Source organism: Mesorhizobium sp. P2_F5, from assembly GCF_056403715.1.
The window spans coordinates 64,996-87,790 of the sequence record NZ_JBFUEY010000004.1 but is presented as its reverse complement, the minus strand read 5'-3'; the positions used below and the strand labels follow the sequence as shown (position 1 = coordinate 87,790).

Sequence of the window (22,795 nt, the reverse complement as noted above, 5' to 3'; positions counted from 1 at the left end):
AGGTGGCGTGTGGCGGGATGGTGTAGCAGGCGTTAACCCGTCAGCGAAAATTGACTCTACCGGCTCTTCCCTGAATTCAGAATTTCGATATATTAGACGAATGACTGATATAGCGAATGATATTTCCACCACGATCGGCAAAAGAATCCACGCCGAAAGAACCTTGCGGAACTGGTCGCTGGCGGAGCTGGCGGATCGCTCCGGCGTCTCCAAAGCCATGCTCAGCACCATTGAGCGCGGCATGACCAGCCCAACCGCGGCGCTCTTGGTGCGCATCGCCGCCGCCTTCGGCATGACGCTGTCGACGCTGATTGCACGCGCCGAGCAGCAAGGTGGCGGTCTGTTGCGCGCAAGCGAGCAGCCGGTGTGGCGCGATCCCGGCACGGGCTATGTCAGGCGGCATCTGTCGCCGGTCTCCGACATGCCGCTCGAACTTATCCGGGTGCAGCTGCCGGCCGGCGCCAAGGTCAGCTTTCCGGCGGCGTCCTATGCCTTCATCAAGCAGCAGATGTGGCTGATCTCCGGGCGGCTCGAATTCACCGAAGGCGACGTCGTGCACAGTCTCGAGCCCGGCGACTGCCTGGCGCTCGGCGCGCCGTCGGACTGCATATTCCACGCGGTGGGGCCGCAGCCGGCCGACTATCTGGTCGCGCTGGTCAGAGGCTGAGGTCGTGGCAAGACGTCCCAAGCGCTCCGACAATGGCGGACCGCCGCTCGACGATTACAAGGGTCCGCCATGGGGCAAGGGCGATCCATACATCTTCCTCGCCTGGCAGGCGGCGCATGCCAAGGCGTGGAAGGCGCCGAGCCGTGAGGTGATGCTGATGCGCATGGAAAAGGCCGAGCAGCTCGGCCTGACCTATGAGGAATACACGCTCGAAATCCTCGAACGCGGGCTGCATCTGCAGCCGAAAGATGCCGATCGCATTGCCGCGATCAAGGCAGGACGAAAACGGCGCCGCGTCGCGCGGCTGGATTGATGGCAGCAAGGATAGTGCAAGCATGAGTTCCATCGAAATCAGGGCGCTGACTGCGGAAACACGCGACATGCTGGCCGACCTGCTGATCGAGACGGTCGCGGCCGGCGGATCCGTCAGCTTCATGCATCCATTATCTAGGCAAGTGGCGGAAACCTTCTGGGACAATTCGCTGATGGCGGCAAAGAGGGGTGAAAGAGCGGTGCTGGGCGCCTGGCAGGGAGACGCTCTCGTCGGCACCGTGACCTTGCTGCTCGACTTCCCCGTCAACCAGCCGCACCGGGCCGAGATCGCCAAGCTGATGACCCGGCTCGCGCATCGCGGCAAGGGCATAGCGAGCCGGCTGATGCGCGCAGCCGAAACCCTCGCCGTCGAGAAAGGCCGCACGCTGCTGGTGCTGGACACGGCGACCGAGGAGGGCGCTTCCGGCCTTTATGAGAAACTCGGCTTCACGCTTACCGGCGAGATACCGGATTTTGCCTTGAAGCCGCATGGCGGGCTGACCGGCACGCTCATCTACTGGAAGCGCATCGGCCAATCCTCTGATGGTGCTGCCTAACCCTTGTGATGAACCTGCTGCAGCGCGTAGACCGGCGTCGCGATGCCTGCCATGCGCGCCTTCAGCTGCAGCGACAGGAACTGCGAGTAATGGCGCGACTGGTGCAGATTGCCGCCATGGAACCACAGCGCCTCCTGCTGCGTCGGCTTCCACATGTTGCGTAGCTCGCCTTCCCAGGGACCTGGGTCCTTGGTGGTGTTCGAGCCGAGGCCCCAGCATTTGCCGACCTTGTCGGCGACGTCCCGTGAGATCAAATCGGCTGCCCAGCCGTTCATCGAACCGTAGCCGGTGGCGTAGACGATAAGATCGGCCGGCAGTTCGGATCCGTCGGAGAGCAGTACTGAATGCGCCTTGATCTCCTTCGCCTCGACACTGCTCTTCAATTTGATCGAACCGTCGATGATCAGGTCGGAGGCGCCGACATCGATGTAATAGCCCGAGCCGCGCCTCAGATACTTCATGAACAGGCCGGAGTCGTCGTCGCCCCAATCGAGCATGAAGCCGGCCTTCTCCAGGCCTTTGTAGAAGCTGGCGTCGCGCTTCTTCATCTCGGCATAGGCGGGGATCTGGAACTCGTGCAGGATCTTGTAGGGCAGGGAGGCGAAGACGAGGTCGGCCTTGGCGGTGGTCATGCCGCTCTCGACCGCCTTTTCCGAATAGAGCGAGCCCAGCCCGATCTCCATCAGCGTGTCCGACTTGACGATATGCGTGGTCGAGCGCTGCACCATGGTGACGTCGGCGCCGGCTTCCCAAAGCGCGGCCGCGATGTCATGGGCGGAGTTGTTGGAACCAATGATGACCGCCTTCTTGCCGGCATAAGCGTCGGGGCCGGGGTGCTTCGAGGAGTGATGCTGGTCGCCCTTGAATGTGTCCATGCCCTTGAAGCTCGGCATGTTGGCCTTGCCGGATTGGCCGGTGGCCAGCACCAGCTGCTTCGGCTTCAGCATGATGTCCTTGCCGTCGCGGCGCACGACAACCGTCCATTCTTTTTTCTTGTCGTCATAGACAGCGCTTTTGGCCTCGGTTGAGGACCAATAGTTCAGCTCCATCACCTTGGCGTACATTTCCAGCCAGTCGCCGATCTTGTCCTTGGGCGCGAAGACCGGCCAGTTCCTGGGGAAGTCGATATAGGGCAGATGGTCGTACCAGACCGGGTCGTGCAGGCAGAGCGACTTGTAGCGCTTGCGCCAGCTGTCGCCGGCACGTTCGTTCTTCTCGACGATGATGGTCGGCACGCCGAGTTGCCTGAGCCGCGCGCCGAGCGCGATGCCGCCCTGGCCGCCGCCGATGATGAGCGTATAGGGCTGCGTCTTGAAGCCGAGTTCGGCGGCCTCCTTCTCGCGCTCCTCCTTCCAGGTCGGGCGGTTCTTGCCATGGCCATGCTTGGCGCCGAGCGGGCGGTCGAAGCCGGCCGGCTCCTCATGGCCCTTCAACTCGACCATGGTGGTCAGCAGCGTCCAGATCTTGCCGTCCTTCAGCCTGATGTGACCGAAGCCACGCGCCACCGCCGTCTCGAAGCTGATCCAGCCGTCGAGCACGCCGTCGTTTTCCGTGGCGTCCTCGCCCTTAGCGATCGCCCAGTTCGACGGTTTGGTCTTGGCCAATTGGCTGACCAGCATGTCGCGCACCTGATCGCGGCCCTCCATCGTCTTGATGTTCCAGGTGAAGGTGACGAGATCGCGCCAGTAACAATCCTCCTGGAAGCAGGCGACAGCCTTGTCGATATCGCCGGCGGTGAGTGCCGCGCCGAAGCGATCGAGCAGGTCGGAAAGCTTCTTGTTGGGGGCCTTGTCGAGCATTGAATTTCCTCCGCGATTTTTTCCTGGCCGCCTGTAGCGAGCGGAACCCTGCCGAAGCTTGACGTCCGGCCTTGCGCAGTATCGCGGCAAATTATGCGCCGCGTCACGTCGTCCAATAGTTTGGCGCGTTTTCAGCGGCTTATCGAAAATTGCCGATGCGGACGGCGCCCGGCTCAAATGCTACGGCGGTCTGCCATGCGCTGGCCGAAGACGGTTGCGAACCAGTGACGGACATCGTCCTCGGCGCGGCTGAGATGGGCGCCGGAAGGGGCGGTCAGGTAGTGGCCGGCGCCGCCTGACAGCGCAAATTCGGAAAGCGTAACCAGAGATCCGTCGTGCAGTGCCGCATCGGCCAGGGGGCGCGATCCCAGCACCATGCCGGCGCCGTGCCTTGCCGCCTCGAGTGCGGCGACGAAACTGTCGAATTTGTGCGCCGGCCCGATGGTGGGCTTCATGCGTGCGGCGGCGAACCATTCGCCCCACATTTCGCGCGCGCCGACAACGGTGAGTTTCGGCAATTCGGTCCAATCCGCCACTTTGGCGAGACCGGGCGCGGCCATCGGCGTCAATGTTTCCCGGGTGAGCCGATCGGCCTGACGCCCGGCAAAGGAGCCATTGCCGAAACGGATGTCGAGCATGCCGGAGCGCTCGCCATAGTCGGCTGGCGTATGGATGGTCTCGATCTGCAGTTGGACATGCGGCAGGCTGCTTGCCATTTCGGGCAGGACCGGCGCGATCATCAGCACGGCAAAGGAGATCGGCGAGCGTATCGTCACGCTCTGGATCGTTCTCGGTTCGAACAGCTCACGCGTGCTATTGCCGATCACGGCGAAGGCCGATTGCAGATGCGGCAGATAGGCCGCTGCCTCCGGCGTCAATTCGACGCCGCGCGCTAGGCGGATGAACAAGGGATGCTTCAGCCGCTGTTCAAGCGAGCGGATGTGCTGGCTTACGGCCGCCTGGGTCAGGCCGAGCTCGGCAGCGGCGGCGGTGAAATTCGACAGCCGCGCGGCGGCCTCGAAACTGCGCAGCCAGTCGAGTGGGGGCAAGGGCAGGGCTGTTTGAGCCATTAGAAATTTATGGCCATTGACCGGAAAATCATAATTTGAGTTATGCCTCTTCCCTGGTCAATATGCAATCGAAGCCCCACGGAACTGGAGTACAGCGGACAGGAACGGATCTCCATGCTTACCCACGCGCTGATCGGCGACGAAGGCAGAACAATCGAACTTGGTTGGAAAGATGGGACGCGCACCCGCTTTCACGCCATGTGGCTGCGCGACAATGCGCTCGACGACAAGACACGCAGCGCCGGCAATGGTCAGCGGCTGATCACCATTCTCGACATTCCGGCGCAAACACGGATCGACGCTGCCGCGATCAAGGGCGATGCCCTCGAAATCAGCTTCGTGCCCGAACAGAAGACCGTCAGCTTCCCCGCGGCCTGGCTGAGCGCCAATGCCTATGACCGCGATGCCGCCCGCCAGCCCGGCTGGACAGGCGAGGGCACGGTGCGGTGGACCAAGGCCTCGATGCAGAATTCGGTGCCGCGCGCCGGCTATGTCGCGGCCAGCCGCGACCGCGCCGTGCTAGCGCAATGGCTGTCGGCGGTGAAAACCTATGGCTTTGCCGTAATGGACGATCTGCCGGCCGAATCCGGGGCGCTGGTCAAAGTGTCCGATCTGTTCGGTTATATCAGGGAGACCAACTACGGCCGCTGGTTCGAAGTCCGCGCCGAGGTCAATCCGACCAATCTGGCCTACACCAATCTTGGCCTGCAGGCGCACACCGACAACCCCTATCGCGATCCGGTGCCGACGCTGCAGATCCTGTCCTGCATCGAAAATACGGTCGAGGGCGGTGAATCCAGCGTCGTCGACGGCTTTGCCGTCGCGGCCGCGCTGCAAGCCGAAAATCCCGAAGGCTTCCGCCTGTTGAGTTCATACCCGGCGCGCTTCGAATATGCCGGTTCGGCTGGTGTGCGGCTGCAGGCCAAGCGGCCGATGATCGAGCTCGGCCCGGATGGCGAGCTCATCTCCATCCGCTTCAACAACCGCTCGCTGGCGCCGACCGTCGATGTGCCGTTCGCCGACATGGAGGCCTATTACGCCGCCTATCGCCGGTTTGCCGAACTGATCGAGGATACTTCCTTCGAAGTGACCTTCAAGCTCGAGGCCGGGCAGGCCTTCATCGTCGACAACACCCGCGTCATGCATGCCCGCAAGCAATTTTCCGGTACCGGCAAGCGCTGGCTGCAGGGATGCTACGCCGACAAGGATGGCCTGTTGTCGACGCTTTCGGCTATCGAACATGCGTTCAAGGAGGCGGCGGAATGAGCGGCCAGGATCTGAACGCGGACAATATCGTCGAGTTCATCGCCGATATTTTCGAGCGCCGAGGGGCGGAATCCTATCTCGGCGAACCCGTCACCATGTCGGAGCATATGCTGCAGGCCGCCTGGTTCGCCGAGAAGGACGGCGCCCCTGACGTGCTGGTGGCGGCAGCGCTGCTGCACGATATCGGCCACTACACCAGCGAGTTCGGCACCTATTCGCCCGGCGATGTCGAGGACAAGCATCACGACGAAGCCGGCGGCGAGGTGCTGGCGCCGTTCTTCCCGCCTGTCATCGTCGAGTGTGTGCGGCTGCATGTCTCGGCCAAGCGCTACCTCTGCGCCACCGACCCCACTTATTTCGGCAGGCTCTCGCAGGCCTCGGTCCACACCCTGTCGCTGCAGGGCGGGCCGATGAATGCCGAAGAGGTGGCCGAGTTCCGCAAGAACCCGTTCCACGAGGAAGCGGTGCGGGTTCGCATCTGGGACGAAGCCGGCAAGATCGCCAACATGAAGACCCGGAAATTTCGCGACTACGTGCCGCTGCTGAAGCGCGTCGTTCGCGACTTCGCCAATCACACCTGATCGCAAATCCATACTCGAGAGGGAACGGCCATGTGCTTCCGCTTCGATAGTCAATGCGCGGTGATGGCTCACAGGCCGGATAAATGCCGGGAGCACGCGCTCCCGGCCAGTTCCTCCGAGCCATCGCCAATTGCTTCTCGCGGGAAATTGAACGAAGCGCATACTGCGGGCGGATCTGAGCCCGATGCGGCTGCCCACATTGCCCGTTGACAGCGGCGCAAAAGCAATTCTATTGTCCGCCACGATGAAAAAGGCACTCATTCTCGTAGGAAAGCGCGTGGGCAAGGCGGTGTAACCGCCGGGCGAAAACCTCCCATGCGCAACACACAGGCTCCCTCGGGGGCCTTTTTTATTGCCCAAAACACGACTAAACGACCAATAACACCCAAATGGCAACGCCCATGGGGCGACAGTACGGGACCAGACCGATGAGCAACGGACAGAACGAACGGCGTGAGATGCCAAGCAGGGAAATGACTGGCGCCGAAATGGTGGTGCAGGCGCTGAAGGACAATGGCGTCAAGCATGTCTTCGGTTATCCCGGCGGCGCGGTGCTTCCGATCTATGACGAAATCTTCCAGCAGGACGAGGTCGAGCACATTCTGGTCCGCCACGAGCAGGGCGCAGGGCACGCGGCGGAAGGCTATGCGCGCTCGACCGGCAAGGCCGGCGTCATGCTGGTGACCTCGGGGCCGGGCGCCACCAATGCGGTGACGCCGCTGCAGGACGCGCTGATGGATTCGATCCCGCTGGTCTGTCTGACCGGGCAGGTGCCGACCTCACTGATCGGCTCGGACGCCTTCCAGGAGTGCGACACGGTCGGCATTACACGACCCTGCACCAAGCACAATTGGCTGGTGAAGGACGTCAACGAACTCGCCGCCACCATCCACGAGGCTTTTCATGTCGCCACGACCGGCCGTCCCGGTCCGGTGGTGGTCGATATTCCGAAGGACGTGCAGTTCGCCAAAGGCATCTATGTGCCGCCGCAGACGGCGCCGCGCACCAGCTACCAGCCGAAGGTCCAGGGCGATCTGGAGAAGATCAAGGCAGCGGTCGAACTGATGGCCGGCGCCAAAAAGCCGATCATCTATTCGGGCGGCGGCGTCATCAATTCCGGCCCGGAGGCGAGCCATCTGCTGCGCGAACTGGTCGATCTCACCGGCTTCCCCATCACCTCGACGCTGATGGGGCTCGGCGCCTATCCGGCCTCGGGCAAGAACTGGATGGGCATGCTGGGCATGCACGGCACCTACGAAGCCAATATGGCGATGCACGATTGCGACGTGATGATCTGCATCGGCGCGCGCTTCGACGACCGCATCACCGGCCGGCTGACCGCGTTCTCGCCGAACTCGAAGAAGATCCACATCGACATCGATCCGTCGTCGATCAACAAGAACGTCCACACCGACGTGCCGATCATCGGCGATGTCGGCCGTGTGCTGGAAGACATGGTGCGGCTGTGGCGGGCGTCCACCAAGACCGACAAGAAGGCGCTCTACCCCTGGTGGGAGCAGATCGCCAAATGGCGCGCGCGCGATTCACTCGCCTACAAGATGAACAATGACGTGATCATGCCGCAATATGCGGTCCAGCGGCTCTACGAACTGACCAAGGACATGGACACCTACATCACCACGGAGGTCGGCCAGCACCAGATGTGGGCGGCGCAGCACTATCATTTCGAGAAGCCGAACCGCTGGATGACATCGGGCGGGCTGGGCACGATGGGCTACGGCCTGCCGGCCGCACTTGGTGTGCAGATCGCGCACCCCGATGCACTGGTCATCGACATCGCCGGCGACGCCTCGGTGCAGATGACCATGCAGGAGATGAGTGCTGCCGTGCAGCACAATGCGCCGATCAAGATCTTCATCCTCAACAACCAGTATATGGGCATGGTGCGGCAGTGGCAGCAGCTGCTGCACGGCAACCGGCTGTCGCATTCCTACACCGAGGCGATGCCGGACTTCGTCAAGCTGGCCGACGCCTATGGCGGCCACGGCATTCGCTGCGAGAAGCCGGACGAACTGGATGACGCGATCAAGGAGATGATCGCGGTCAACAAGCCTGTGCTGTTCGATTGCCGCGTGGCGACGCTCGCCAACTGCTTCCCGATGATCCCGTCGGGCAAGGCGCATAATGAAATGCTCCTGCCGGACGAGGCGACCGACGAAGCCGTGGCCAACGCCATCGACGCCAAGGGCAGGGAACTGGTCTAGGACAAGCCAAGGCAGGGCTTGGAAGCCGTGCGCAAACAGAGAATTAGCTCAAAAGTCTGAAATCGAGATTCATGTCATGAACGCACAGCTTCAACCGACCGGCTCCGCCTATTTCATCGCCAAGGAAACCGAGAAGCCGGAGAACCACACGCTCTCCGTGCTGGTCGACAACGAGCCGGGCGTGCTAGCCCGGGTCATCGGCCTGTTTTCCGGCCGCGGCTACAACATCGAGAGCCTGACGGTCTCCGAGACCGAGCACGAAAAGCACCTGTCGCGCATCACCATTGTGACGCGCGGCACGCCGCACGTGCTGGAGCAGATCAAGCACCAGCTCGAGCGCATCGTGCCGGTGCACCGCGTCGTCGACCTCACCGTGCGCTCGCACGAATTCGGTCAGGAACGGCCGCTGGAGCGCGAACTGGCGCTGGTCAAGGTTGCCGGCACCGGCGAAGCCCGTGTCGAGGCGCTGCGGCTGGCGGACGCCTTTCGCGCGTCGGTCATCGACGCCAACACCGAGCATTTCATCTTCGAGATCACCGGCAAGGGCTCCAAGCTCGACCAGTTCATCGCCATCATGAAGCCGCTCGGCCTGGTCGAGATCTGCCGCACCGGCGTGGCGGCGATGAACCGCGGCCCGCAAGGCATGTAGGCATTCATGCGAAATTAAAGTTCCGCAATCAGGGTCGGCCAGACAGTCGGACAGCCGGCTTGAGAATTGGTGACGCATGACTCCGCGCAAAGAGCTGATCATACATGTGATGATGTACGCTCTGATCGCGTACTCGATCTGGGTGCTTGCCCATGCCTGGGTAACGATGACGGTCCCTGTCGGGCGAACCTATAGCCTGGTTGCGTATGCGGACAATCCGACCAGATTCTGGGATGGGATCCTGTTCCACGCCGGATCCATCGTCGTCTTCAGTTGGTTTCTCTGGGCACTGAAGTATCGCCGTCGGAATTGATGCGGCGGGGGCTTCCTCGCAGATGCAATCGGGATATCAGCCGGCGGATTTTGTCAGCTTGGCATCGACCTTGCCGCTCGCCAGTTCCTTGCTCTCCCGTTTGATCGGGCGCGAGACCGGGCAGACGTCCTGGACGAAGCCGTTCAGCGTGTTGACCAGATTATTCTGGACCAGCGAGTAGTGGATGAACTGTCCCTGCCGCTCCCTGGCGATGAGCCCGGCCGTTTCCAGAATGCTTAAGTGCTGCGAGATCGACGGCTTCGACATGTCGAAGCGCGCCGCGATCTCGCCCGCGGTCAGCGACGAGTGTGCGAGATAGGCGAGGATCTTGCGCCGAGGCTGCGACGACAGCGCCTCGAACACACGCTGTATGGCGCCGCTGCCGGCGGCCGTTTCGCCATCCGAGATGTCGTCTTCGATCACAATTCCTGCCTCGTAGGTCGCGAAGGCGTTCGCCTCCGGTCTGTATTTCTCTGGCATTTAGACTATTGCCTAAATACCTAATTCGATATAGTAGATAATTAGCTTACTGCCTAAATAAGCGCCGGCTTGGCGAAAGGCAAGGCTCTGGTTCGGAAATGTTTCCTGCAGAGGAGGGGTACCGATGAAGACCATATCCACAGGCAGAATGATATCGCAGCCGTTGAGCGACGCCGAGGACGGCGAGGTCGTCTGGATGCCTGCCAAGTCGATCTGGGTCGGCACGAWGACGCTGATGGCCCTGGTGTTCGGGCCGCTGACCTTCAGCTGGAGCGCTTTCGCCCTGTTCGTCGGGACAACGGCGGTGACGATCTGCGCGGGACATTCGGTCGGCATGCATCGGCTGCTCATCCATCGCTCGTTCAAGGTGCATATCTTCATCGAGCATGCGCTGGTCTATCTCGGCACGCTGGTCGGCATGGCCGGCCCTTTCGGCATGATCTATGCGCATGACATCAGAGACTGGGCGCAGCGCCAGACGGCGTGCCACGATCTCCATGCCCACCGCCGGCCCTTCTTCACCGACGCCTTCTGGCAGATGCATTGCGCGGTCGCGTTGCGCAATCCGCCCGACTTCGTCATCGAGCCATCGATCCGCAACGACCGCTTCTACAAATTCGTCGAGCGTACCTGGATGCTGCAGCAACTGCCGTGGGCGATCCTTTTCTTTCTGCTCGGCGGCTGGAGCTGGGTGGTCTGGGGCATCGCCGTGCGCGTCTCGGTTTCGCTCACCGGGCACTGGCTGGTCGGGCATTTCGCCCATCGCAGCGGGCAGCAGGGCTGGCGCGTCGATGGCGTCGCCGTGCAAGGCTACAATCTGCCGCGTTTCGGGTTGGTGACCTTCGGCGAGAGTTTTCACGGCAATCACCATGCGTTTCCCGAATCCGCTAGGCTCGGCCTGGAACGCGGGCAGATCGACCTCGGCTGGGTCTTCATCCGCATTCTTGCGGCTCTTGGCCTCGCGCATGGCGTAAAGCTTCCGGACAACATCCCGAAGCGCAAAGGTCTGCGGCGTATGGCTAGCCATCAAGAGACGGCCGCCGCTCCCGGCCTGTTGTCGGCACGGCCCCACGGCAGGTAGACTATGCCGGCCGTGACAAGGCTGGCGACAGGGGCAGACGACGACAGGGCGTATTGGACCAATCGAATGAAGTTGCGTCCGGACGCCCGGTCGATTTAAGTCAGTATTCCTGACCTTTATGAGCCGTCATGTCCCTCGACGCCTTCCTTGCCCTTTTGGTCTATGCCTTCGTGACCTCGATCACACCGGGGCCGAACAACCTTATGCTTCTGGCGTCGGGCGTAAATTTCGGCATCGTCAGGACCATTCCGCATATGCTCGGCATCAGCATTGGCTTTTTCGTGCTGCTGCTGGCCGTCGGCTTCGGCCTCGGCGCGGTGCTGACGGCGTTTCCGGCAATGCACACGGGATTGAAGGTCGCCGGCGCAGCCTATCTGCTTTACCTCGCCTGGAAGATCGCCATGTCGCGCTCGCTGAGCGCAAAGGGCGAGGTTGAGGCAAAGCCGATGCGCTTCATCGATGCTGCCGCATTCCAGTGGGTCAATCCCAAGGCCTGGGTGATGGCGATCACCGCCATGGCTGTCTACACCAACGCCGACCACCCATTCCTGTCGGTGGCGCTGATCTCGCTCGCCTTCGCCATCGTCAACCTACCGAGCGTGTCGGTGTGGGCCGGTTTCGGCACCGCGCTGCGCGGCTTCCTGTCGGATCCGGTGCGGCTGAAATGGTTCAACATCGCCATGGGCGTGCTGCTCGCGGCGACGCTATGGCCGATGCTGAAATAGACGCATCTGGCCTGAAATCTCAGCCACATCCTGGCTGGTTTTCCGACCCTTGAGCCGGCTGCATAGTCATTGTGCAGTGCACATTAAATCTTCGTAATGCCGCGTTTTGGCCCTTTTCCGACAAAGGCGTGTCCTATCTACTTCGGCAAAATCGCGGCAAGGCGCCGTGATTTGCGGTTGAATGAGACCACCGGGTTCGGCGTGTCGGATCATAGGGCTCGTAGTCGATGCGCGGAAAAGTCGTTCTGGCGGTGGTGGTGGCAGCGGCCTGTGTCGCCGCCGCATGGGTCTATTTTTCGCCGGCGGCTATGGGCAGTCTGCAGCAGATGCTGCCAGGCGCCAGGCAGACGGCGGCGGACAAGCCGGCTGGATCGGACAAGGCTTCGGCTGACAAGGCTGGGGGCAAATCCGGCGCCGGCGGAAATGCCGCCCGCTCGGCCTCGATCGTTTCGGCCACCGCAACGACAGCCGATTTTCCGATCCGCCGCTACGCCATCGGCTTCGTCTCTTCGCCGGCCGTGGTCAACATCAATGCGCGCGTGTCGAGCCAGATCGTGTCGATCGACGTCAAGGACGGCCAGATGGTGAAGGTCGGCGACCTTTTGTTCTCGCTCGACGACCGGGCGCTGAAGGCGCAGCTTGCCAAGGACCAGGCGACGCTCGCCAAGGACCAGGCAATGCTGGCGAGCTCGGTGTCAGATCTCGAGCGCGCCAAGGATCTCGTCGCCAAGCAGGCCGGCACGCAGCAGACCTATGACCAGGCGGTGGCGGCGCAAAAGGCGGCCGCGGCGACCGTCGATGCCGACAAGGCGACGATCGACGCCGACAATGTCCAGCTCGGCTTTGCCACGATCACGGCGCCGATTTCCGGCAGGCTGGGCGCGGTCAGCGTCGCGGTCGGTGATCTCGTCACCGTCAGTAACGGCAATAGCACTACGGCGACGCCGCTGGTGACGATCACCCAGATCGATCCGCTGCAGGTCAACTTCAATCTGCCGGAGAGCAATCTGGCCCTGCTGCACAAGGCGCTGGCCAACCCGCAGCAAGGCGCGGTCACGCTGACCAAGGACGGCGCCCCGACGCCGATCGGCAAGGGCACGCTCGACTTCGTCGATTCCAGCGTCGACACTGCTTCCGGCACCATCGCGACGCGTGCAAGCATACCCAATGCCGATCTGTCGCTGTGGCCCGGGCAATACGTGAATGTCGTGCTCGACGCCGGCATCATGCCGCAGATGACGTCCGTTCCGACGGTGGCGGTGCAGCCCAGCCAGAAGGGGCCGTTCGTCTATGTGGTCAAGCCGGACAACACGGTCGAGATGCGGCCGGTGCAGGTGGCGCTGACCGAAGGCGAAAGCAGCGCCATCAGCGAAGGCGTCAAGTCAGGCGAGAAGGTGGTCGTCGAGGGCCAGACCAGGCTGAAGGACGGCGCCGCCGTGCATGAGGGCAAGGCGGCCGGCGGTGATCAGGCCGCGCCAAAGGTCGCGCAAGCCGACAAGGCGGGCGGGACACAGCCATGATTTCCGAATTCTGCATACGCAGGCCCGTTGCAACGCTGCTGATGTCGTTCGCCCTCGTGCTGGGTGGGCTGTTTGCCTACAAATTCCTGCCGGTTGCAGCACTGCCAAGTGCTGAATTTCCGGTCGTCAACGTCTCGGCCTCGCTGCCCGGCGCTTCGCCCGAAACCATGGCGACCTCGGTGGCAACGCCGCTGATCAAGCAGTTCGCCACCATTGCCGGCATCGATTCGATCTCGACCACCAACTCGCTCGGCCAGACCTCGATCGCCATCCAGTTCGTGCTCAACCGCGACATCGACGCCGCCGCCGCCGACGTGCAGGCGGCGATCGCGCGTACGCAGAAATCGCTGCCGCTGGAAATGACGTCGCCGCCGAGCTATCGCAAGGTCAATCCGGCCGACGCGCCGATCCTGCTGATGTCGCTGGTCAGCGACACGGTTCCGTTGACCGATCTCGATGCCTTCGCAGAAAACGTCATCTCGCCGTCGCTGTCGACCATCGACGGGGTGGCGCAGGTCTCGATCTTCGGCCAGCAGAAATATGCGGTGCGCATCCAGATCGATCCGACCGCGCTTGCCGCGCGCGGCATCTCGATCGACCAGCTGCAGACGGCGATCGCTTCGGCCAACAGCAACACGCCGCTCGGCGTGCTGCAGAATGACAAGCAACAGCTGACCATCACCGCCAATACGCAGCTCACCAACGCCGCCGGCTTCTCCAACCTCATCATCGCCACCAAGGATGGCCACCCGGTGCGGTTGGGCGAGGTGACCCGCGTCGTCGATTCGGTGCAGACCACCACGACCGCTAGTTGGTACGATGGTACCCGCGCGATCATCATGGCCGTGCAGCGCCAGCCCGACGCCAATACGGTCGACGTCGTCGACAAGGTCAAGGCGATGCTGCCGTCCTTCCAGGACCAGATGCCGGCCGCCGCCCAGATCAAGCTGCTCAACGACCGTTCGACCTCGATCCGCCAGGCCGTCGACGATGTGCAGTTCACGCTGCTCTTGACCATCGCTTTGGTGGTGATGGTGATCTTCGTCTTCCTGCGCCGCGTCACCGCAACCATCATTCCGGCCGTGGCGGTGCCGATCTCGCTGATCGCCACGCTGGGCGCGATGTTCCTGTTCGGATTTTCCATCGACAATATTTCGCTGATGGGGCTGACGCTTGCCGTCGGCCTCGTCGTCGACGACGCCATCGTCATGCTGGAAAACATCTTCCGCCACATGGAGGAGGATGGGTTGTCGGCCTTCGACGCATCGCTGAAAGGCGCGCGCGAAATCGGCTTCACCATTATCTCGATCTCGATCTCGCTGGTGGCGGTGTTCATCCCGGTGCTTTTGATGGGTGGCGTCATCGGCCGCATCTTCAACGAGTTTGCCGTGGTGGTGACGGTCGCCATCCTGGCGTCGATGTTCGTGTCGCTGACGCTGACGCCGATGCTGTGCTCGCGGCTGCTGTCCGTGACCAAGGCCGACCGCGACAAGCATGGCCCTGGCCACAAGCAGGACTTCGTCACACGCGGCTATGACCGGCTTCTAACCTTCTGCCTGCGCCACACTTTCCTGGTGTTCCTCGTCTTCCTCGGAACCGCGGCAGGGTCGGTGTGGCTGATCGAGGTGTCGCCGAAGGGCTTCTTCCCGCAGGAGGATATCGGCCAGATATCGGTGACGACAATCGCCCGCCAAGACATCTCGTTCGACGCCATGTCGAGGCTGCAGGGGCAGGTCGCCAGCGTCTTCTCGCATTCACCCTATGTCGATCATGTGGCGTGGTCGGCGGGCAGCGGCAGCAATGCGCTCAACCAGGGGCAGCTTTTCGTCCAGCTCAAGGGCAAGGACCAGCGCCCCGATATCGAGAAAGTGCTTTCGGATCTAAGGCGACAACTGGCCGGTGTGGCGGGTATCGAAACCTACATGCAGCCGGTGCAGAACCTGCGGCTCGGTTCGCGCTCGTCAGCCAGCGCCTACCAGCTGGTCGTGCAGGGCCTGGATACCGGCCAGACCGACATCTGGGCGCAGAAGCTGAATGACGCGATGGCGGCCGACCATACGAATTTCACCGACGTCACCAGCGACTTGCAGAACAATGCCCTGCAGGCATCCCTGGTGGTCGACCGCGACAAGGCCGCCCAACTGGGCATCGACACCGACACGCTGCGCTCCGCCCTCTATGGCGGGTTCGGCACCGACCAGGTTTCGACAATCTTCGGTTCGGCCGACAGCTATGAAGTTATCACCGAGCTCGATCCCAACATCGAATGGTCCCCCGAGCGCATGCTCGCCATCCAGATGAGGACGGCGAGCGGCAGCCTGGTGCCGCTTGGCGCCTTTGCCCGCGTCGACCGCACCGCCGGCGCCTTGACGGTCAACCAGCTCGGCCAGCTTCCGGCGGTGACCATCTCCTACAATCTGCCGCAAGGCGTGGCGCTCGGCGACAGTACGGCCCGCATCGACGCGCTGAAGGAGCAGATCGGCATGCCGACGGCGATCTCGACCAGCTTCGCCGGCACGGCTAAAACCTTCCAGGATTCGCTTGCCAATCAGGGCCTGCTGATCGGCGGCGCCATCCTGACGATCTATATCGTGCTTGGCATCCTCTATGAGAGTTTTATCCATCCGCTGACCATCTTGACCGGCCTGCCTTCGGCGGTGCTGGGTGCGGTGGTGGCGCTGCGCTTTGCCGGCATGGACCTGTCCGTCATCGCGGTGATCGGCATCCTGATGCTGATCGGCATCGTCAAGAAGAACGGCATCATGATGGTCGACGTCGCGCTCGAACTGCGACGAGAAGGCATGTCGGCGACCGAGTCCATCCACAAGGCCTGCCTGATGCGGTTCAGGCCGATCATGATGACGACGCTGGCGGCACTGATGGGCACGTTCCCGATCGCGCTCGGCACCGGCGCCAGCGCAGAACTCCGCCAGCCGCTCGGCGTCGCCGTCGTCGGCGGTCTCTTGGCCTCGCAGGCGCTCACACTGTTCGTCACGCCGGTGATCTACGTCTATTTCGAGAATTTTTCTGGCTGGCTGATGAGCTTTTTCACCTCGAAGAAGCGGCCGGCGTTGCATGCCGTCGAGAGCGACGAGCAGGCTTCGCTGTTCGGCCCCGAAGATCGACTCATCGAACCGCAAAAGGCTGCCGCCGAATAGGCGGCGGCGTCTGGCCCAAGGCGTGGTGCTTGCGGCGGCAGACCGGTGATCCTAATTTGCGGTCATGTCCCATGATCATGACCACGACAACGAGCTTGACCCTTTTGCTGCGCGGGTGCGCGCGCTGGAAACCATCCTCACCGAAAAAGGCCTGATCGATCCGGCGGCGATCGACGTCATCGTCGACACGTACGAGACGAAGATCGGGCCGCGCAACGGCGCCAGGGTCGTCGCAAAAGCCTGGAGCGATCCGGCCTATGCCGACTGGCTGAGGCGCGATGCGACGGCGGCGATCGAATCGCTGAGCTATACCGGCCGCCAGGGCGAGCACATGCAGGCGGTGTTCAACACGGAGGAGACGCACAACCTCGTCGTCTGCACGCTGTGCTCCTGCTATCCGTGGTCCGTGCTTGGCCTGCCGCCGGTCTGGTACAAGGCGCCGCCTTACCGCTCACGCGCGGTGATCGACCCTCGTGGCGTGCTCGAGGAATTCGGGCTGAGACTGCCGGCGGACAAAAAAATCCGCGTCTGGGATTCGACGGCTGAATTGCGCTACCTCGTGGTGCCGATGCGGCCGCAAAACACCGAAGGCTGGAGCGAGGAGCAACTGGCCGAACTGGTCAGCCGCGATGCGATGATCGGCACGGCCGTGGCGGGACAGCGGGCATGAACGGGCCGCAGGATCTCGGCGGGCAGATGGGGTTCGGGCCGGTCGCGCCCGAAAGGGACGAGCCTTATTTCCATGCCGACTGGGAGAGGCGGGCGCTGGGCGTGACGCTGACCGCCGGCGCCATGGGCGCCTGGAACATTGACGAGGGCAGGCACGCGCGGGAATCGCTGCATCCGGCCGTCTACTATTCGTCGAGCTACTACCAGATCTGGATCAAGGCGCTGGAGGTGCTGCTCAAACGCCACGGCTTTGTCAGTGAACGCGACTTGGCCGAGGGCCGGCCCGTCGATCCGGCGGCGACCCCGAAAAGGGTGTTGAAGGCCGAAAACGTGCCGTCGGTGCTGGCCAAGGGCGGGCCTTGCGATCGGCCGGTTGCGACACCGGCACGGTTCAAGGCCGGCCAGCCCGTGCGGACGAAGAATTTCAACCCCACCGGCCACACCAGGCTGCCGCGCTATGCGCGCGATAAGCAGGGTGTGATCGAGGCTGTGCGTGACGGTTTTGTCTTCCCCGACACCAACGCGCATGGAAAGGGCGAAAACCCGCAATGGGTCTACACGGTGGTCTTCGATGGCGCCGAAATCTGGGGCGAGGGCGCAGACCCTACGCTCAGCGTCTCGATCGATGCCTGGGAGAGCTATCTTGAGCCGGCATGAAGGCGCATTGCCTAGAGATTTGGACGAGCCGGTGTTTTCCGAGCCATGGCAGGCGGAAGCCTTCGCCATGACGGTGGCGCTGCACGACAAGGGCCTGTTCTCCTGGGGCGAATGGGCAGATGCGCTGTCCGCCGAAGTGAAGAAGCCGGGCGCCGCAAGCGATGGCCACGATTACTACGAGCATTGGCTGGCGGCGCTGGAAAGCCTGCTGGCGGCCAAGGGCGTCGCCGGCAAGAATGATGTCGATTCACTCGCCGCCGCCTGGGAGCGCGCCGCTCATGCGACGCCGCACGGCAAGCCGATCCTGCTGGAGAACGATCCCGGGCTGTAGGTCGTTGCTCCGGGTTCGTTTGTTCCCTTTACGTTCCGATGTGCGCCTGATAGTTTGCGCCTCTGGAGGCGGGCGGCGGCGCCATCTTCGGCATTGATGGTGACGGCCTTGTCTTTCCCTTGCGAATCCGGTCTCTCGCGCTGATGGAATTCTCTCCCCAACAGGATGAGGCGTTGAAGGCGGTGGCGCGCTGGCTTAGGGAAGGCCGGCCGCAGATTTTCCGGCTGTTCGGCTATGCGGGCACCGGCAAGACGACACTGGCGCGCTATTTTGCCGAGCATGTCGACGGACAGGTGCAGTTCGCGGCCTTCACCGGCAAGGCAGCGCAGGTGCTGCGTTCGAAGGGCGCGGTCAATGCACGCACCATCCATTCGCTGATCTACCGGCCGAAGGGCGAGGAATCGGTGGCCGACGAGGTGACCGGCAAGACGTCGATGTCGCCGACGTTCTCGCTCAACCGGCAAAGCCCGATCTCGCGCGCCAAGCTGGTCGTCATCGACGAGTGCTCGATGGTCGACGAGCAGCTCGGCCGCGACCTCCTGAGTTTTGGCACGCCGATCCTGGTGCTCGGCGATCCGGCGCAGCTGCCGCCGATATCGGGCGGCGGCTTCTTCACCGAGCACGAGCCGGACGTGCTCTTGACCGAAATCCACCGCCAGGCGCGCGACAATCCGATCATCCAGCTGGCGCTCGACGTGCGCGAGGGCCGCGAGTTCATGCGGGGCGACTACGGGACCGCGCAGGTGATCGGCAAGGAGGACGTCACCCAGGAGCTGGTGCTGAAGGCGGACCAGGTGTTGGTCGGCACCAACCGCACGCGCCGCCGTTACAATCAGCGCCTGCGCGAGCTGAAAGGCTTTAATGCCGATTACCCGCAGGCCGGCGACAAGCTGGTCTGCCTGCGCAACGACCCCGCCAAGGGTCTGCTCAACGGTTCGCTGTGGAAGGTGATGACCTCGTCGCGCGAGACGATAAAACCCGGCATTAATCTGCTGGTCTCGCCGGAGGAGGACGATCCCGACCGCGGCGTCGCCAAGATCAAGCTGCTGAAGTCGGCGTTTGAGGATCCGGACGCAGATATTCCCTGGCAGCAGAAGAAGCGCTTTGACGATTTCGACTATGGCTACGCGTTGACCGTGCACAAGGCGCAGGGTTCGCAATGGAACGACGTCGTGCTGTTCGACGAGAGCTGGGCGTTCAAGGAAACCCGCCAGCGCTGGCTTTACACCGCCATCACCCGTGCGGCAGAGCGGCTGACCATCGTCAGATAGGTGGCGTCAGGTTGCAGCTGACGTAGCAGGGCTGAGCTGCGTCGCGCCCAGCCATTGCCAGGCGTCCGCTTCATCCTCGACCTTGAAGTGCCTGAACTCGATGGGTGATGACGCCGGCAGGAAGCTTTGCGCATCCGCTATCCAGTCCGGCTCGCCGATCGTCGCGCAACGGGCGACATGCTCCAGGGCGTGAACCGTGCCCTGTTTCAGCGTCTCGTCGGCAACATCCGTCCAGTCGACGCCCTCATGATCGACCAGCCGCACCAACACGTCGATCCTTGGGTGAAGCGCATAGGCAGCCTCCAGCAATCCGAACAGATTTTCGCCGTCTGCCGCCGAGACATGGCCGACGACATCAATGGCGAAAAGGTCATCACGGTCGGTTTCGATACGGCGGATCGCGGGCACGGATTGGAGAAAATTCATCGGCTGGTCCTCCGCTAGAGCGTTTCGCCGTTTCGCGGAAACGGCGACCAACTCTAGCTCTTTGATTTGACGCAGTTCCCAAGGGAAAGCGCTACGCGGTTTTCCCGGGAAAACCGTGTGACACTTTTCCTGGAACTGCTCTCGCAGGGCACATACCTGACTGGAACACCCGAAACCCCTGTCTGTTCCCATCAAAGGCAGTATAGATGCGCTGCCAAAACGCCTCCTGACCGGACTCAAAAACCATGCCAGCCAAGCTTTCCGTCAACCTCAACGCCATCGCCATGCTGCGCAATCGCCGCGACCTGCCGTGGCCGAGCGTCACCGGGCTCGGGCGTCTGGCGCTGGCCGCCGGCGCGCACGGGCTGACAGTGCATCCGCGGCCCGACGAGCGCCACACCAGGCATTCCGACCTGCCGGAGATCCGGGCGCTGATCGACGATGAATTCCCCAAGGCGGAATTCAACATCGAGGGCTACCCTACGGAAGATTTTCTGGTGCTTGTGGAAAAGCACCAGCCCGAACAGGTGACCCTGGTGCCCGACGATCCTGCGCAGGCGACCTCCGACCATGGCTGGAACTTTGCCGCCGAGGCGGCGTTCCTTAACCCGATCGTCAAGCGCCTGAAAAAAGGGGGCTTTCGCGTGTCGCTGTTTTCCGATCCGGATCCCGCCGGCGTCAATGCTGCGCGCGACACCGGTGCCGACCGGATCGAACTCTATACCGGGCCCTATGGCAGCTTCCATTCCGATTCCGCCAAGGCGCAGAAGGAATTGGAAAGATTGGGAAAAACCGCCGATGCCGCACTCGCGGCCGGGCTTCAGGTCAATGCCGGGCACGATCTGGTGGTGAACAATCTGCCGGCGCTGGCAAAGCGCATCCCGGCATTGGCCGAAGTGTCAATCGGACATGGGTTGACAGCCGATGCGTTGGAGTATGGCATGGCCGGCACGGTGGTGCGGTTCCTTAAGGCATGCGGATGGTAGAGGGCAGATGGCTGGCATTACCGCATATCAGCCATTACGTGAGGGCACTTGATATTGCATCGCAGCAAGCGTAGAGCACCGCGCGCTTATCGGAGTGTCGTCCATGGCCCTTACCAATACTGGTAGTGAGGCAGAACCCGTCGAACAATCGAGCCATCCCGAAATCGAACAGCATAGCACCAAGGTGCTGATGCTGGGCGCGCTCGGCGTGGTCTATGGCGACATCGGCACCAGCCCGATCTACGCGTTTCGCGAAGCGCTGGTGGCGTCGTCCGGCGGCGAGGTCGCCGACCGCGGCGATATTCTGGGCGTGCTGTCGCTGATCATCTGGTCGCTGACGATCATCGTCACCATCAAATACATCATGTTCGTGCTGAGGGCCGACAACCGCGGCGAGGGTGGCGTGCTGTCGCTGATGGCGCTGGCACGCGGCAGTTTCCCGACGCGTTCGGCGCTGATCCTGGCCATCGGCATTGTCGGTGCGTCGCTGTTCTTCGGCGATGCCGTCATCACGCCGGCGATCTCGGTGCTTTCGGCGGTCGAAGGCATGAATGTCGTTACCCCGGCGTTCCAGCCCTATGTCGTGCCGCTGACGCTGGTGATCCTGGCGATCCTGTTTTCGGTACAGCGTTTCGGTACCGGCGGCGTCGCGCTGATCTTCGGGCCGATCACCGCGGTCTGGTTCCTGGCCATCGGCCTTTCGGGCCTGAACCACATCATCGCCGATCCGGAAATTCTGTGGGCGGTCAGCCCGCACTACATCGTCGCCTTTCTGATCAATTCGCCCGATGTCGCCTTCGTCACCATCGGCGCCATCTTCCTCGCCGTCACCGGCGCCGAAGCGCTTTACGCCGATCTCGGCCATTTCGGCCGCAAGCCGATCGTGCTCGCCTGGCTGGCGATCGTGTTTCCCTGCCTGCTGCTCAACTATGCCGGGCAGGGCGCTTTCGTGCTGGCCAAGAACGGCGTGGTCGGCCATCCGTTCTTCGAAATGAACGAAGGCTGGACGCTGATACCCATGGTGGTGCTGGCGACGGCGGCGACGGTTATCGCCAGCCAGGCGGTCATATCAGGCGCCTTTTCGCTGACCAGACAGGCGGTGCAGCTCAACATGCTGCCGCGCCTCGAAATCCTGCATACGTCGGAACGGCAGTCCGGCCAGATCTACATGCCGCGCGTCAACCTTTTGCTGGCGCTGGTGGTGATGTTGCTGGTGGTCGGCTTCGGCGAATCGAGCAAGCTCGCCTCCGCCTACGGCATCTCGGTAACCGGCAACATGCTGGTGACGACCGTGCTGCTGTTCGTTGTCATGACGCGCATCTGGAAATGGCGGCTGTGGGTGGCGGTGGCGATGACAGCGGTGTTCATGTTCATCGACATCGGCTTCTTTGCCTCCAACATCGTCAAGGTGTTCGAGGGTGGCTGGGCCTCGCTGGCGGTGGCTTTCACCATCGTCTTGGCGATGTGGACCTGGGTGCGCGGCAGCCGCTATCTCTTCGACAAGACCCGCCGCAACGAAATCCCGCTCGATTTCCTCGCCGGCAATCTGTTGAAGAAGAAACCGCAGCTGGTGTCCGGCACCGCCGTGTTCCTGACCAGCGATCCGCAAAGCGCGCCGACCGCGCTGATGCACAGCCTGAAGCACTACAAGGTGCTGCACGAGCAGAACGTCATCCTCTCGGTGGTGACTGCGCCGCAGCCGCTGGTGCCCGACAGCGAGCGCGTCAAGATGGAGACGGTCAACGAGCTGTTCATGCGGGTGACGCTGACCTTCGGCTATATGGAACAGCCCAACATTCCGCGCGCGCTGGCAATCTGCCGCAAGCAGGGTTGGAAGTTCGACATCATGACGACCTCGTTCTTCCTGTCCCGGCGCTCGCTCAAGGCCTCGCCCAATTCCGGCATGCCGGTGTGGCAGGACAAGCTGTTCATCGGGCTCGCCCGCACGGCGGCCGACGCGACGGAATATTTCCAGATTCCCACGGGGCGCGTGGTCGAGATCGGCACGCAGGTGGCGATCTAGAGGGCAAAGGCCGCGTCCCACGGCACGGC

21 protein-coding genes are annotated in these 22,795 nt (G+C 62.6%); 17 read left to right on the top strand and 4 right to left on the bottom strand.

The window, feature by feature from the left end; all coding sequences use genetic code 11:
* Positions 1 to 100: 100 nt before the first annotated feature.
* The 3 genes from AC1DYO_RS06990 to AC1DYO_RS06980 are packed head-to-tail and all read left to right on the top strand — an operon-like array spanning position 101 to position 1,536.
* The gene (locus tag AC1DYO_RS06990; RefSeq protein WP_477261638.1) at positions 101 to 667 is read left to right on the top strand and encodes a helix-turn-helix domain-containing protein; all 567 of its coding nucleotides are present in this window, start codon (positions 101 to 103) and stop codon (positions 665 to 667) included.
* 4 nt (positions 668 to 671) lie between these two features.
* Positions 672 to 980, top strand: a complete 309-nt coding sequence (locus AC1DYO_RS06985) for a hypothetical protein (RefSeq protein WP_477261636.1) — start codon at positions 672 to 674, stop codon at positions 978 to 980.
* Between the two features lie 22 nt (positions 981 to 1,002).
* Positions 1,003 to 1,536: an N-acetyltransferase family protein gene (locus AC1DYO_RS06980; protein ID WP_477261634.1), complete on the top strand. Its 534-nt coding sequence runs from the start codon at positions 1,003 to 1,005 to the stop codon at positions 1,534 to 1,536.
* Here AC1DYO_RS06980 and AC1DYO_RS06975 read toward each other — a convergent pair.
* Together AC1DYO_RS06975 and AC1DYO_RS06970 are read right to left on the bottom strand one after the other, a co-directional pair.
* Positions 1,533 to 3,335 (bottom strand): NAD(P)-binding domain-containing protein, encoded by a 1,803-nt coding sequence (locus AC1DYO_RS06975; RefSeq protein ID WP_477261633.1) that lies wholly within the window; start codon positions 3,333 to 3,335, stop codon positions 1,533 to 1,535. The two genes, AC1DYO_RS06980 and AC1DYO_RS06975, sit on opposite strands and share 4 nt — an antisense overlap.
* A 173-nt stretch (positions 3,336 to 3,508) precedes the next feature.
* Positions 3,509 to 4,405, bottom strand: a complete 897-nt coding sequence (locus tag AC1DYO_RS06970) for a LysR family transcriptional regulator (protein WP_477261631.1) — start codon at positions 4,403 to 4,405, stop codon at positions 3,509 to 3,511.
* Between the two features lie 114 nt (positions 4,406 to 4,519).
* Here AC1DYO_RS06970 and tmpA point away from each other — a divergent pair, with 114 nt between their 5' ends.
* The 4 genes from tmpA (at position 4,520) to ilvN (ending at position 9,126) form a co-directional block, all read left to right on the top strand.
* Positions 4,520 to 5,671, top strand: a complete 1,152-nt coding sequence (tmpA, locus tag AC1DYO_RS06965; protein WP_477261629.1) for a 2-trimethylaminoethylphosphonate dioxygenase — start codon at positions 4,520 to 4,522, stop codon at positions 5,669 to 5,671.
* Positions 5,668 to 6,252 carry a (R)-1-hydroxy-2-trimethylaminoethylphosphonate oxygenase gene (tmpB, locus tag AC1DYO_RS06960; protein ID WP_477261628.1) on the top strand — a complete coding sequence of 195 codons (585 nt, stop codon included), beginning with the start codon at positions 5,668 to 5,670 and terminating at the stop codon, positions 6,250 to 6,252. The genes tmpA and tmpB overlap by 4 nt, the downstream gene beginning before the upstream one ends.
* 428 nt (positions 6,253 to 6,680) lie before the next feature.
* Positions 6,681 to 8,477: an acetolactate synthase 3 large subunit gene (locus AC1DYO_RS06955; protein WP_477261626.1), complete on the top strand. Its 1,797-nt coding sequence runs from the start codon at positions 6,681 to 6,683 to the stop codon at positions 8,475 to 8,477.
* 76 nt (positions 8,478 to 8,553) lie between these two features.
* The gene (ilvN, locus tag AC1DYO_RS06950) at positions 8,554 to 9,126 is read left to right on the top strand and encodes an acetolactate synthase small subunit (RefSeq protein ID WP_023668352.1); all 573 of its coding nucleotides are present in this window, start codon (positions 8,554 to 8,556) and stop codon (positions 9,124 to 9,126) included.
* Positions 9,127 to 9,475: 349 nt separating this feature from the next.
* On the opposite strand, the gene AC1DYO_RS06945 is transcribed toward ilvN, so the two are convergent.
* Positions 9,476 to 9,919 carry a metalloregulator ArsR/SmtB family transcription factor gene (locus tag AC1DYO_RS06945; RefSeq protein ID WP_477261624.1) on the bottom strand — a complete coding sequence of 148 codons (444 nt, stop codon included), beginning with the start codon at positions 9,917 to 9,919 and terminating at the stop codon, positions 9,476 to 9,478.
* Positions 9,920 to 10,043: 124 nt separating this feature from the next.
* Between AC1DYO_RS06945 and AC1DYO_RS06940 the strand changes: the two genes are divergently transcribed.
* The 8 genes from AC1DYO_RS06940 (at position 10,044) to AC1DYO_RS06905 (ending at position 19,331) form a co-directional block, all read left to right on the top strand.
* On the top strand, positions 10,044 to 11,000 hold the full coding sequence (locus AC1DYO_RS06940) for an acyl-CoA desaturase (protein ID WP_477261622.1): 957 nt from the start codon (positions 10,044 to 10,046) through the stop codon (positions 10,998 to 11,000).
* 128 nt (positions 11,001 to 11,128) lie between these two features.
* Positions 11,129 to 11,725, top strand: a complete 597-nt coding sequence (locus AC1DYO_RS06935; RefSeq protein ID WP_477261620.1) for a LysE family translocator — start codon at positions 11,129 to 11,131, stop codon at positions 11,723 to 11,725.
* A gap of 227 nt (positions 11,726 to 11,952) precedes the next feature.
* Positions 11,953 to 13,245: an efflux RND transporter periplasmic adaptor subunit gene (locus AC1DYO_RS06930; protein ID WP_477261618.1), complete on the top strand. Its 1,293-nt coding sequence runs from the start codon at positions 11,953 to 11,955 to the stop codon at positions 13,243 to 13,245.
* Entirely contained in the window at positions 13,242 to 16,403 is a 3,162-nt protein-coding gene (locus tag AC1DYO_RS06925; protein WP_477261616.1) for an efflux RND transporter permease subunit, read from the top strand. The genes AC1DYO_RS06930 and AC1DYO_RS06925 overlap by 4 nt, the downstream gene beginning before the upstream one ends.
* A gap of 64 nt (positions 16,404 to 16,467) precedes the next feature.
* Positions 16,468 to 17,073: a nitrile hydratase subunit alpha gene (nthA, locus tag AC1DYO_RS06920; RefSeq protein WP_477261614.1), complete on the top strand. Its 606-nt coding sequence runs from the start codon at positions 16,468 to 16,470 to the stop codon at positions 17,071 to 17,073.
* Positions 17,070 to 17,729, top strand: coding sequence for a nitrile hydratase subunit beta (nthB, locus tag AC1DYO_RS06915; RefSeq protein ID WP_477261612.1), 660 nt, complete (start codon positions 17,070 to 17,072; stop codon positions 17,727 to 17,729). The genes nthA and nthB overlap by 4 nt, the downstream gene beginning before the upstream one ends.
* Positions 17,698 to 18,060, top strand: coding sequence for a nitrile hydratase accessory protein (locus AC1DYO_RS06910; protein ID WP_477261610.1), 363 nt, complete (start codon positions 17,698 to 17,700; stop codon positions 18,058 to 18,060). Before nthB ends, AC1DYO_RS06910 begins: the two co-directional genes overlap by 32 nt.
* A gap of 143 nt (positions 18,061 to 18,203) precedes the next feature.
* On the top strand, positions 18,204 to 19,331 hold the full coding sequence (locus AC1DYO_RS06905; protein ID WP_477261608.1) for an ATP-dependent DNA helicase: 1,128 nt from the start codon (positions 18,204 to 18,206) through the stop codon (positions 19,329 to 19,331).
* Positions 19,332 to 19,337: 6 nt separating this feature from the next.
* Here the strand turns inward: AC1DYO_RS06905 and AC1DYO_RS06900 are convergent, their stop codons facing one another.
* Positions 19,338 to 19,757 (bottom strand): SpoIIAA family protein, encoded by a 420-nt coding sequence (locus tag AC1DYO_RS06900; RefSeq protein ID WP_477261606.1) that lies wholly within the window; start codon positions 19,755 to 19,757, stop codon positions 19,338 to 19,340.
* Positions 19,758 to 20,002: 245 nt separating this feature from the next.
* Here AC1DYO_RS06900 and AC1DYO_RS06895 point away from each other — a divergent pair, with 245 nt between their 5' ends.
* Both AC1DYO_RS06895 and AC1DYO_RS06890 read left to right on the top strand, forming a co-directional pair.
* Positions 20,003 to 20,743, top strand: coding sequence for a pyridoxine 5'-phosphate synthase (locus AC1DYO_RS06895; RefSeq protein ID WP_477261604.1), 741 nt, complete (start codon positions 20,003 to 20,005; stop codon positions 20,741 to 20,743).
* A gap of 103 nt (positions 20,744 to 20,846) precedes the next feature.
* On the top strand, positions 20,847 to 22,766 hold the full coding sequence (locus AC1DYO_RS06890) for a potassium transporter Kup (RefSeq protein ID WP_477261602.1): 1,920 nt from the start codon (positions 20,847 to 20,849) through the stop codon (positions 22,764 to 22,766).
* The last annotated feature ends 29 nt before the right edge of the window (positions 22,767 to 22,795 follow it).